Here is a 12,359-nt window from a genome sequence, read left to right on the forward strand (position 1 = left end):
ATGATAAATTATGAAAAGAAAGAAAAAAGGATTTACACTTATAGAAGTGATGGCAGGATTAGTAGCTTTTGCAATATTAACAACAGTAATAAGTAGTATGATACTGATGGTTAATAAGTATAATGGCGAAAATAAAAATCAGTTTGATTCAAGTAGTATGTCTAGAGCTTTTAATGAAGGAATAAAAAGTATAAGGCCTTTAAATAGCTCCTATCCAGTAGATTGGAAAGAAAATGGTGATTTAAAATATTATTATATTTCATTTAATAGTATTGATGAATTGAGTAAAGCGATAAAAGAAAAGTTACTTAAGGATAATAGTAGAACAGAAATGATAGATGGGTATTATTTTAAAACAGGTGTTACTGAAGAAGATAAAATAGAAGAGTTAAGTAAAGAATCAGAAGATATGGGACATAAATATGGAATGAAAATTAGAGTGCAAAATAAAGGTCGAGAAAAAAATATATTTTTGATACAAAAACTATAGAAATAAATAGTGGGATAAGTAGTGCTGTAGAAAGAAGATTTGCTATATCTAGTATTGCATAAAGGAGAAATAGATGAAAAGAAAAAAGAGAAAGGGATTTACACTAATAGAGATTATAGCAGTTATAGCTATTATAGGAGTATTTTCTACTTTGATGTTCTCATTATTTTCATCATCGACAGCAATGCTTATAATGGCAGAAAATGATAATGAGCTACAGAATCAAAGCAGAAATATTATAGATGTATTAGAAGAAGATATAAGATTTGGAATAGATATAAGAATAGAAAATAAGCTTATATCAGGAGTAGTAGCAACTGAAAGTGTTTTAATCTTAAAAAGAAAAAATAAAGTTTATAGATATGAGGTTGAAGCAGGTGAGTTGAGACAATATGTAATTAATGAAGATATAGAAGATTCAGAGAGCTATATATTAAATGCGATACCATCAAAATATGTAAAAAAATTTAAGGTGGAAAAGGTAGGTACAAAGAAAAATTCATTATATAAAATAGAATTAGAATTTGAAAATGGTAAAAGTAATTATAACTATATAAATAGTATATATTCAATGAATGGGTAAGAAGAAAATATAAAACTTTAGAGAATACTAAATTTTAAGATTAAGATAATGTATTTTGCTCTAAAGTTTTTTTGTTGAAGGAGGATTATGAGAAAAAAGAAAAGAGGAAGTACAATGTTAACAGTTCTAGCTATAGGAATGATATTTATGACATTAAGTGGAATAATGTTAACTGTAATAATGGGAACAATGAAATCAAATACGAATCAAAAAAATCGAGAAGATTTAAAGTATGCAGCAGAAAGTGGAATTGAAATAGCAAGAAGTTATTTTAAGCTAGGAAACACAACTATTGATACAAGAACGGATATAGAGGAGAAAGAATTAACTAAAATATTAATAAGAGATAATGTAGAAAAGGTGGATGTTTTTTTAGAAGAGGAAAATGGTGAAAGTATAGTTAAAAGTATAGCGTATTGTGGAAATGGAAAAGAGACGGTAAAAGTTAAATATACAAAAAGTATAAGTGGAAATACTACAAATATTTTCGAACATGGATTAGTTTCAGGATCGGGTGGTATAACAATAACTAATGGAGGAACAATAGACACTTCGACATCAAGTATTTCAACACCAAGCGGGAAAGTAACAGCAACAGATGGAAAGGTAACGGGAGAGATTAAATCAAATGATATAAAGAGAATTGAGTTTAAAAATTGGAAAACACCAGAAAAGAAAATAACTTATAAAGATAATGGAAAATTTTATATAGATGAAAAGGAAGTTCCTGTAATGGAGGTGAAGGGAAGCATGAATAGAGCTTTCATTAATCCCGAGTGGTCAAAGCCTAATTTAACTATAGTAGGAAGTAATAAAACTCTTGAAGAATATTTTAAAGATGGAAAAGAAGAAAGTATTATAAAAGTAGAAGTAGCAGGAACAAAAGTAGGTTATAAAGTTGATGTAATATTGGTTAATTCAGAAAATCTAGAAATAGAAACTAGTAGACAGCTAACAAATTCAATAATTATAAATAATGGGAAGATAATAGTTGGAGGAAAAGGAAATTTTGCTTTAAATAGTTCAACTATTCTTGCAAATGAAATAGCTATTAATAATGAAGGAACATTGCATGTAACAAATCAACCATTAAAGAAAGATTATAATTCACATGGAATAATAGATGAAGATGAAGTAAGTGAATTAAATAGATTATTATCAGTATTTATATCTAACTGGAATAATAGTAATAATGAAAATGAGGAAACTGGGATAGAATTAATAGAGGGTTCATTTAGTAATTAAAAGATAATAATAAAGACTTAAAATTAGGCTGATGGAATAAATAGTTAGTTTGGTTAAAAAATTTGAAGAGCATCTGAAAAGTAGCCCTTTTATTTTATAGATAGAGTAATATAAAATAAATACATTTTAAATGTTATAATAAAATATGCATTAATATAGGAAGTTGATTGTAAGAGGAGGAGTAATGATGAGTAAAAAGGAGCAAGCTATGAATAAAGAAGATATAGTTATGGCAGGGCTTAGAGATTTATTAAACAAAATGGGATGGCTTAATAAATTTAAAATGGAAGAAAAACTTAAAGAATATAAGCCTTCAGAAGTACATTGTATTGAATGTATAGAAAGAAGTGAAGATTCTAATGTAACAAAGCTTGCAGAATCTTTATATATGACAAGAAGTGCAGTAAGTAAATTAACTAAAAAACTTATAGAAAAAGGGTTTATTGAAAGCTATCAGAAGCCAGAAAATAAGAAAGAAATATACTTTAATCTTACAGAGGAGGGGAAAAATATTAGTGGTATACATGAAAGCTTGCACAAGGAGTTTAGAGAAAGAGATAAGGAAGTTTTTGAGAGTATATCAGATGAACAATTTAACAGTATGATTGATTTTATAGAGAGATATGGTAAGCATTTAGATAAGGAAATAAAGAAGGGAGAAAGGGAAATTAAAGATAAATAAGTGTATTTAAGCGGATTTCATTTATATTTTGGAAACTTTATTAAAATTAAGTTTTATTTTATATCCTTTTAGCTGTGATATAATTTAAGGATATTAAAAAGCGGAGGGATTTTTATGACTATAAAATATAAAAATGAGGTAGAAGACCTGGTAGAGATAAATATAGGGCTAGGGAAGATGTCGATTAAGAGTTGGATTTTCAATAACATATTCCCTGTAATATATACAATAGCAGCATTGCTTTTAGTTATATATCTTGCATTTGAGCAAGGTGGGTTCACAGCTCAAGTTGGAGCAGTAATATTTCTTTTTATAGCAACTTCAGCTTTCCTGTGGGTAAATACATTACTTACAAAGAGAAAGAACTTTAGAAGAGCGATGATGAGATTAGCTAAGAAAAACCCAGACTATGTTCAACAAAAGCTTGTTGTCAGAACTGAAAAAGAAATGATTGTAAAAAACTTAGAGAATAAGAAGAAGACATTCAAATTTAGACTTAATCAAATTAAAAAAGTTGTAGAGAAAAATAATTATGTTTTCATATTAGACGAAAAAGATAAGCCATTAGTTACAATACCATTAAGAGCATTTAACAATGAAGAAGAGTTTGGTGAGTTCTTTGATAAAATAACTGTAATAAGAGAATAAAATTTACATAAATACCAGGTATAGGATAAAGGATGAAATTTTAAAGAGATTTTATCCTTTATTTTTGTATATAAATTGTACTTAATTTATGACATTTTAATAGAGATTATGCATAAAATTCCTCACAAAGCATAATTATGCACAATTAAGGTATATTTATGCATCGAGAAACGGTAAGTTAATAAAGTTCACTAAAAATATATGGATAAAATATTAATAGTAAAAAAATTACAAGTGAGTGAAAGAAAGATATCACTATAATTTTAAAAAAATAAGTGATAAAAAATTGATACTTTTATAAGGAAAATGCAATTAAGCAGAAAAATTGAAAATTAATAACAAGTAAATTTAAGAAATAGTAAGAAAATAACAGAGTGAAAAAAAGGCTAATAAATCACCGATAAAAATGAATAAAATGTTAAATAATTAATATTAAATAGCAGAATGGTAAATCTTAGAATAGAATCATTGCAATATGGTAATACGGGGAGTATGATTTTAATTAAGTAAGTAGTTATTTAATTTACTTAAAGAAAAAATTGCAATACAATATAACAATAATCTCAAGGTAAAAATAAAATAACATAACAATTAATTATATAAATGCTCTAAGGAGGAAATAAGGATGAAAAATTTAAAAATTGCTTGTTCTGAATTAGTAAAAAATGATGTAGTAACAAGCAGAGAAAAAATTGATTGTTACAGCACTGATTTTACAGATGTTGCAGCAGTTGTAGTTACAGCTCAAGAAAAAGATATAATAAAGAAGGTTTCTGAAACTAAACTTGGAATTCCTGTATTTGTTATTTTATCAAGTGGTGAAATATTAGATGCTGAATTATCAGCAATGGTATACAGCATCATTGATAAAGATAACAAATTCAATGGAACTTTACAAGAAAGAAAAATCGAAGCAGCAGCAGCTGATTACGAAGCAAGAGTATTACCTCCATTCTTTGGAAAATTAAAAGAATATGTTGAAAAAGGAAATACTCAATTTGACTGTCCAGGACACCAAGGTGGACAATACTTCCGTAAACATCCAGCAGGAAGAATGCTATATGAATTCTTCGGAGAAAATGTATTTAGATCAGATATATGTAACGCTGACGTTGCATTAGGAGATTTATTAATACATGAAGGACCAGCAGTTTCAGCAGAAGAACATGCTGCAAAAGTTTATAATGCAGATAAAACTTACTTCGTAATGAACGGAACTTCTTCTTCAAACCAAGTTGCTATAAAAGCAGCTGTAGCTCCTGGAGATTTAGTATTATTCGATAGAAATAACCATAAATCAAACTATATCGCAGCTTTAGTACAAGCAGGCGGAAATCCAGTATACTTAGAAACAGCAAGAAATCCATTTGGATTTATTGGTGGAATAGATGCTCATTGTTTCGAAGAAGAATATATAAGAGCAGAAATAGCTAAAGTAGATCCTTCAAGAGCTAAAGCTGAAAGACCTTTCAGATTAGCAATAATCCAATTAGGAACATATGATGGAACAATCTACAATGCAAGACAAGTTGTTGATAAAATAGGACACCTTTGTGATTATATTTTATTTGACTCTGCTTGGGTTGGATATGAACAATTCATACCAATGATGAGAAACTGTTCTCCATTATTATTAGATTTAAATGAAAATGATCCTGGTATCTTTGTTACTCAATCAGTACACAAACAACAAGCAGGATTCTCACAAACATCACAAATACACAAAAAAGATAGTCATATTAGAGGACAAAAGAGATATATTGATCACAAACATTTCAATAACTCATTTATGGCTCATGCTTCAACAAGTCCATTCTACCCATTATTTGCAGCTTTAGATGTAAATGCTAAAATGCAAGAAGGTGAAGCAGGAAGAAAATTATGGCATGACTGTGTAACTGTAGGAATAGAAGCAAGAAAAATGATTCTAGACAGATGTGAAATGTTTAAACCATTTATTCCAACTGAAGTAAATGGAAAGAAATGGGGAGAATACCCAACTGAAGAAATCGCAAATAACATTGAATTCTTCAAATTCCACCCAGGACAAAAATGGCATTCATTTGATGGATATGCAGAAGATCAATATTTCGTAGATCCAAACAAATTTATGTTAACTACTCCAGGAATCGATGCTGAAACTGGAGAATACGAAGCATTTGGTATACCAGCTAATATCTTAGCTAACTACTTAAGAGAAAATGGAATAATTCCTGAGAAGAACGATCTTAACTCAATATTATTCTTAATGACTCCAGCTGAAACTATAAACAAAATGCAAAACTTAGTTTCACACTTAGTTAGATTTGAAACATTAATAAAAGAAGATGCATTATTAAAAGATGTTATTCCAACACTTTACTATAATAATGAAGCTCGTTACAATGGATATACAATAAGACAATTATGTCAAGAAATGCATGATTTCTATAAAGAATCAAAAGCAAAAGATTATCAAAAACAAATATTCAGACATGATTCATTCCCAGAAAGAGCTATGACTCCATATGAAGCTAACGTTAACTATATCAGAAACAACTGTAAATTAGTTGCATTAGAAAACATCGTTGGAGAAATCGCATTAGAAGGAGCTCTTCCATATCCACCAGGAGTATTCTGTGTTGTTCCAGGAGAAAAATGGACTGAAATAGTTCAAAAATACTTCTTAATTCTTGAAGAAGGAATTAACAAGTTCCCAGGATTTGCACCAGAAATACAAGGTGTTTATTTAGAAGAACAAGCTGATGGAAATGTAAAAGCATTTGGTTATGTTTTAAATAAATAATAAATTTAGGAGATATAGTATAAGTTTACTTATGCTATATTTCCGGATTTAAATTTAAATACATAAATAGGAATTGATATATTTTAAGAAAAGTAGGTGTCAAAATGAATAATTTTAAAAACGGGAAAATTCTTATATACTATAAGAAATGTGAAGAAGGCGAGAAGCTTAAAAAACTAACTGATATTGCAAAACATCTTGAAGTGGCATATCATTTAGAGGTTACATTTGTAAAATCTAAATCAGATTTTATGGAGGATTTACTTTATAAACAAGATTTATCTTGTATACTAATGGAATATGATTCAGAAAGTATCGGTGAATTAGATAGAGCACTTAAATTTATAAGAAAACACAATAAGAAAATACCTGTAATAGCATTCACTGGAAATAAAGATGATTTAAATAAATTGAACTTATCAGAAATCAAAGAGTTAAATGATTTTTGTTTCTTATACGAAGACACAGTTGATTTCTTAGCAGGAAGAATTGAAGAGCATTCAAAAAATTACATGAGTATAGTTGAATCTCCATTCTTAAATAACCTAATAAAATATGCTAAGGAATATAAATATGCATGGCACACTCCAGGACATATGGGAGGATGTGCATTCTTAAAGAATCCTCCAGGGAAATATTTTTATGATTTCTTAGGAGAAAATGTATTTAGAACAGACCTTTCTGTTTCGGTACCAGAATTAGGATCATTATTAGATCATGAAGGACCAATTGGAGATTCAGAAAAGTTTGCAGCAAGAGTTTTTGGAGCTGATCAAACTTACTATGTTCTTAATGGAACAAGCTCTGTAAACCAAATTATTTGGAGAGGAAGAGTTACAAGAGATGAGTTAGCTTTCGTTGATAGAAACTGTCATAAGTCATTAAACTATGCAATGACAATAACAGAAGCTATTCCAACTTATATCACTCCAAGAAGAAATGGATTAGGAATTATAGGACCTGTTAAATTAGAAGAATTTACAGCTGACTATATCAGAAATGAAGTTAAAAATAACCCATTAGTTTCTGAAGAAAAAGCAAAAGAGAATATCAAGATGTTAACATTAACTAACTCAACTTATGATGGATTATGTTATAACGTAAGCAAAATAAAAGAGACTTTAGATAAAAATGTTAAAAACCTTCACTTTGATGAAGCTTGGTATGCATATGCTAAATTCCATCCATTATATAAAAACTTCTTTGCAATGACAGATGATTTAGATACTGAAAATCATCCACCAATATTTGCTTCACATTCAACTCATAAGTTATTAGCAGCTTTCTCACAAGCTTCTATGTTACACATTAAAGATGGTAGCGAAACTAAAGTTGACCCAGAAATATTCAATGAAGCATATATGATGTATGGATCAACATCTCCACAATACAACATGATTGCATCATTAGATGTTGCAACTAACATGATGGACTTCAATGGAGAAGATTTATTAGAAGAAACTATAAAAGATGCTATAGATTTAAGAAAAAATATTAGCAAATTATATGAAGAAGAAAAAGATAATGGTGGTTGGTTCTTCTCAGTTTGGCAACCTGAAACAACTATGTATGAAGGTAAAGAAACTAGAATATCACAAGTACCAACTGAATTCTTAGCTAAAGATCAAAAAACTTGGACTTTAGATGCTAAGAAAAACTGGCATGGATTTGAAGATATCGAAGATGATTACGTAATGGTTGACCCATTAAAAATCACTATAAAAATGCCAGGAATTAATGTTGATGGAAGCTTAGAAGAAGAAGGGATTCCAGCAGCAATCGTATCAAATTATTTAATTAACTTTGGTGTTGTAGCAGAAAAAACTGACTACTACTCATTATTAATATTAAACTCAATTGGTACAACTAAGAGTAAACAAGGTTCATTAATCTCAGGATTAAGCCAACTTAAGAAATTATATGATGAAAATGCTCCATTAAGTGAAGTATTCCCTGAATTAGTTAAATCAAATCCAGGTGTTTATGATAATGTAGGATTAAAAGATCATTGTACAACAATGCATCAATACATTAAAGAACACAGAATACTTGAATTAATGGCTAAATCATATCAAATAATTCCAAAACCAACTATGAAACCAGCAGAAGCTGCAAGAAAAGTATTCAAGGAAGAAGTAGAAAAAGTTTCTATTGCTAACATGAAAGGAAGAGTTGCAGCGATTATGGTAGTTCCATACCCACCAGGAATTCCAATGGTAATGGGTGGAGAAATCATAGATGATTCTTCAGAACCAATTGTAGATTACTTACTAGCTAGAGAAAAGTTTGAAAAAGCATTCCCTGGTTACTATGGAGATATCCATGGAATCGAAGTTGTTGAAGAAAATGGAGAAAGAAAATTCCAAACATTAGTTTTAAAATAGAATAAAGAAAATAAATAAGTTAATGACTGTTTTACTCTATTATAGAATTTAAAGTAGAGTAAAGCAGCTATAATATATATAAGGTAGGTATCATAAAATGGGAAAAAGCAAAACGAAAATGAGTGCGCTCCAACTTACTGTTATAGTTGCCGTTAACATGATGGGATCAGGTATTATCATGTTACCATCTAACTTAGCACAAGTTGGGACAATTTCAATTATTTCTTGGATTGTTACTGCATTAGGAGCCTTAGCATTAGCTTGGACTTTCGCACAATGTGGTATGTTAAGTAGAAATAGCGGAGGTATGGGTGGATATGCTCAATATACTTTCGGTAAAAGTGGTAACTTTATGGCAAACTACGGTTATGCAGTATCGTTAGTAATTTCTAACGTTGCTATATCAGTATCAGTTGTTGCTTACGCAACAGTGTTCTTAGGTATTACATTATCACCTATAGCAAACACACTTGCAATTATATTTGTTATATGGCTAAGTACTGTAGTTAACTTTGGTAGTGCTAGCCTTACTGGTAAGTTTGGTTCAGTTGTTGTATGGGGAATCATAATTCCACTAGTTCTTTTAGTTGTAATTGGTTGGTTCTGGTTCAGTCCTTCACAATGGATACATTCATGGAATCCACACCACTACACATTAGCTAACGGAATTAAATCAGCAATTCCATTAACTTTATGGGCATTCTTAGGATTAGAATCTGCATCAGCTAACATGGATGCTGTTGAAAATCCACAAAAGAACGTTCCAATAGCTTGTTTAGCAGGAACAATAATCGCAGCAGTATTATACATAATTTCAACAGAAGTTATGGCAGGTATCGTTCCATTACACGCATTAGCTACTTCTAATGCACCATTTGGATTAGCATTTGCTACAATGTTTAACCCAACAGTTGGTAAAATAATCATGGGATTAATGGTTATCGCTTGTTTCGGATCATTAATGGCATGGCAATTCACTGTTGCAGAAGTTTTCAGAAGTTCAGCTTTCGAAGGATATTTCCCAAAAATATTCACAAAAGTTACAAGCAAAGAAGTTCCAATAGTTGGAATGATCATATTAGCAATAGTACAAACTGTATTTGCTTTCATGACTATCAGCCCTAACTTAAATGCACAGTTCCAAGTTATAGTTAACCTGGCGGTTGTTACTAACATGGTTCCATACTTATTATCAATGGCTTCATTACAAAATATGCAAATCGTTGAAAAAGCTAAATTTGGAGCTAAAAAGTTACGTTTCAATACCATAATAGCAGTATTAGCAGGTATCTATACTTTATACGCTTTATACACAGCTGGTTCACAAGCTATGTTATACGGTGGAATAGTTGCTATGGCAGGATGGACAATCTACGGATTCTTAGCACACAGATTCAATAAAGAAGAAGGTATGCTAGCATAGTTCGTTATAGTAAATAAATAAAAAGGATTTTTTCAGTATTGAAAAAATCCTTTTTTTTATTTCAAATATAAAATTTAAATGTGATAAAAGATTTTTATAAATCAAGAAGAAATTATAAAAATACTAATAAAAATTAAGAGATATAAAGATAATAGATAGAGGATTGTGAATGAAAATTTTGTTGACAATGAGAGTTTTGTAATTTATAATAGTGATAATTTAAAATTGAATTTTGCACATTTTATGACTCGTATATCCCTTGAATATGGCAAGGAGTCTCTACCGGAAACCTTAAATTTCCGACTATGAGTGGATTTAATATAGTATATCGTTACTTTGTTCTTATAGAGGGTTTTATAAGAACTTTTAAGTATCCGAAAAAGCATATTATCTTCACTTACAGGGAAGCTAATGTGCTTTTTTTGTACTTTTTTATAAAAATGACTGTATATTATGGACATTAATATAAAATTGTTTAAAAGCAACATACATATTCAAGTGATTTTAAATATCCAAAATTATGGACGAGTTATTTAAAATATGCTAAGTAGTAAAGTAATATTTATTAAATAAAATACACAATATATAGTAAAGAATTTTCAATTACAGAGGGGAGAAAATAAAATGGCAAAAATATTAAAGCAAGCTTACACATTTGACGATGTACTTTTAGTTCCAAACAAATCAGAAATCTTACCTAATGGGGTATCTTTAAAAACTAATCTAACAAAAACAATTACATTAAACATTCCATTAATCAGTGCAAGTATGGATACTGTAACTGAATCTAAAATGGCAATAGCTATGGCAAGAGAAGGTGGACTTGGAATTATCCATAAAAATATGAGTATCGAAGCTCAAGCTAAAGAAGTAGATAAAGTTAAGAGACAAGAAAATGGAGTTATTACTGACCCTATCTTCTTATCTCCTGAACATACTTTAGCAGATGCAGAAGAACTTATGGGACAATATAGAATCTCAGGTGTTCCTATAACAGTTGACGGAAAACTAGTAGGAATTTTAACTAATAGAGATGTAACTTTTGAAACAGACTTTTCAAGAAAAATAAAGGATGTTATGACAAAAGAAAATTTAGTTACTGCTAAAGAAGGAATTAGTATGGAAGATGCTAAAGAAATTTTAAGACAAAATAAAATTGAAAAATTACCATTAGTTGATGATGAAGGAAACTTAAAAGGGCTTATAACAATAAAAGATATTGAAAAAGCTAAAATATTCCCTAATGCAGCAAAAGATTCACAAGGAAGACTTTTATGTGGAGCAGCTGTAGGTGTAACTGGTGATATGTTAGAAAGAATTGAAGCTTTATATAATGCAAAAGTTGATGTTATAACTATAGATACAGCTCATGGACACTCAAGAGGAGTTTTAGAAGCTGTTAAGAAAGCAAAGGATAAATATCCTACATTACAAATAATTGCTGGTAACGTAGCTACAGCAGCTGCTACAGAAGACTTAATAAAAGCAGGAGCTGATTGTGTTAAAGTTGGTATAGGGCCTGGTTCAATTTGTACTACAAGAGTAGTTGCAGGAGTTGGAGTACCTCAATTAACAGCAGTTATGGATTGTGTTGAAATGGGTAAGAAATATGGAATACCAGTTATAGCAGATGGAGGAATTAAATATTCAGGTGATGTTGTTAAAGCATTAGCTGCTGGAGCTTGTGCTGCTATGATGGGTTCATTATTTGCAGGATGTGAAGAAGCACCAGGAGAAATTGAAATGTTCCAAGGAAGAAGCTATAAAGTATATAGAGGAATGGGATCTTTAGGAGCTATGGCAAATGGTTCAAAAGATAGATACTTCCAAGATGGAAACAAAAAATTAGTTCCAGAAGGTGTTGAAGGAAGAATAGCATTTAAGGGATCAGTTACAGATACTATATTCCAAATGCTTGGAGGAATTAGATCAGGTATGGGATATTTAGGTTCACAAGACTTAAATACTTTATATGAAACAGCAACATTTGTTGTTCAAACATCAGCGGGACTTAGAGAAAGTCATCCACATGATATTAATATAACAAAAGAAGCACCAAACTATAGTGTTAAATAGTAAAAATAGACTTTAAATTAAAAGTTAAGATTGAAACTGGGCT

Annotated in this window: 9 protein-coding genes and 1 riboswitch; all 9 genes read left to right on the plus strand. The window is 29.8% G+C overall.

All coding sequences use genetic code 11. The annotated features are described in order from the left end of the window. Window positions 1-10: 10 nt before the first annotated feature. The 9 genes from Q0W06_RS08605 to guaB all read left to right on the plus strand — a co-directional run bounded on the left by Q0W06_RS08605 (window position 11) and on the right by guaB (window position 12,316). Entirely contained in the window at window positions 11-490 is a 480-nt protein-coding gene (locus Q0W06_RS08605) for a prepilin-type N-terminal cleavage/methylation domain-containing protein (RefSeq protein ID WP_297633877.1), read from the plus strand. Between the two features lie 73 nt (window positions 491-563). Further along, a complete protein-coding gene (locus Q0W06_RS08610; RefSeq protein ID WP_297633880.1) occupies window positions 564-1,073 on the plus strand; it encodes a prepilin-type N-terminal cleavage/methylation domain-containing protein in 510 nt (169 codons plus the stop codon). 87 nt (window positions 1,074-1,160) lie between these two features. Beyond that, window positions 1,161-2,318, plus strand: a complete 1,158-nt coding sequence (locus Q0W06_RS08615; protein WP_297633883.1) for a pilus assembly PilX N-terminal domain-containing protein — start codon at window positions 1,161-1,163, stop codon at window positions 2,316-2,318. 208 nt (window positions 2,319-2,526) lie between these two features. Beyond that, the gene (locus Q0W06_RS08620; RefSeq protein ID WP_297633991.1) at window positions 2,527-3,000 is read left to right on the plus strand and encodes a MarR family transcriptional regulator; all 474 of its coding nucleotides are present in this window, start codon (window positions 2,527-2,529) and stop codon (window positions 2,998-3,000) included. A gap of 114 nt (window positions 3,001-3,114) precedes the next feature. Beyond that, entirely contained in the window at window positions 3,115-3,648 is a 534-nt protein-coding gene (locus Q0W06_RS08625) for a hypothetical protein (RefSeq protein WP_297633886.1), read from the plus strand. 625 nt (window positions 3,649-4,273) lie between these two features. Continuing rightward, window positions 4,274-6,433 carry an ornithine decarboxylase gene (locus Q0W06_RS08630; protein WP_297633888.1) on the plus strand — a complete coding sequence of 720 codons (2,160 nt, stop codon included), beginning with the start codon at window positions 4,274-4,276 and terminating at the stop codon, window positions 6,431-6,433. 104 nt (window positions 6,434-6,537) lie between these two features. Continuing rightward, window positions 6,538-8,817, plus strand: coding sequence for an Orn/Lys/Arg decarboxylase N-terminal domain-containing protein (locus Q0W06_RS08635; protein ID WP_297633892.1), 2,280 nt, complete (start codon window positions 6,538-6,540; stop codon window positions 8,815-8,817). 97 nt (window positions 8,818-8,914) lie between these two features. Next, window positions 8,915-10,240 (plus strand): putrescine-ornithine antiporter, encoded by a 1,326-nt coding sequence (potE, locus tag Q0W06_RS08640; protein WP_297633895.1) that lies wholly within the window; start codon window positions 8,915-8,917, stop codon window positions 10,238-10,240. Window positions 10,241-10,468: 228 nt separating this feature from the next. Further along, window positions 10,469-10,566: riboswitch (purine riboswitch) on the plus strand. A gap of 298 nt (window positions 10,567-10,864) precedes the next feature. Further along, entirely contained in the window at window positions 10,865-12,316 is a 1,452-nt protein-coding gene (gene guaB / locus Q0W06_RS08645; protein WP_297633898.1) for an IMP dehydrogenase, read from the plus strand. Window positions 12,317-12,359 lie beyond the last annotated feature (43 nt).

The sequence above is a fragment of the uncultured Clostridium sp. genome, assembly GCF_947072515.1.
In the GTDB taxonomy this organism is placed as follows: Bacteria; Bacillota; Clostridia; order Clostridiales; family Clostridiaceae; genus Clostridium.

Excerpts from the sequence above, each read along its gene's own strand:
- Q0W06_RS08605 (WP_297633877.1), top strand. The coding sequence starts at position 11 with ATGAAAAGAAAGAAAAAAGGATTTACACTTATAGAAGTGATGGCAGGA.
- Q0W06_RS08610 (WP_297633880.1), top strand. The coding sequence starts at position 564 with ATGAAAAGAAAAAAGAGAAAGGGATTTACACTAATAGAGATTATAGCA.
- Q0W06_RS08615 (WP_297633883.1), top strand. The coding sequence starts at position 1,161 with ATGAGAAAAAAGAAAAGAGGAAGTACAATGTTAACAGTTCTAGCTATA.
- Q0W06_RS08620 (WP_297633991.1), top strand. The coding sequence starts at position 2,527 with ATGAATAAAGAAGATATAGTTATGGCAGGGCTTAGAGATTTATTAAAC.
- Q0W06_RS08625 (WP_297633886.1), top strand. The coding sequence starts at position 3,115 with ATGACTATAAAATATAAAAATGAGGTAGAAGACCTGGTAGAGATAAAT.
- Q0W06_RS08630 (WP_297633888.1), top strand. The coding sequence starts at position 4,274 with ATGAAAAATTTAAAAATTGCTTGTTCTGAATTAGTAAAAAATGATGTA.
- Q0W06_RS08635 (WP_297633892.1), top strand. The coding sequence starts at position 6,538 with ATGAATAATTTTAAAAACGGGAAAATTCTTATATACTATAAGAAATGT.
- potE (WP_297633895.1), top strand. The coding sequence starts at position 8,915 with ATGGGAAAAAGCAAAACGAAAATGAGTGCGCTCCAACTTACTGTTATA.
- guaB (WP_297633898.1), top strand. The coding sequence starts at position 10,865 with ATGGCAAAAATATTAAAGCAAGCTTACACATTTGACGATGTACTTTTA.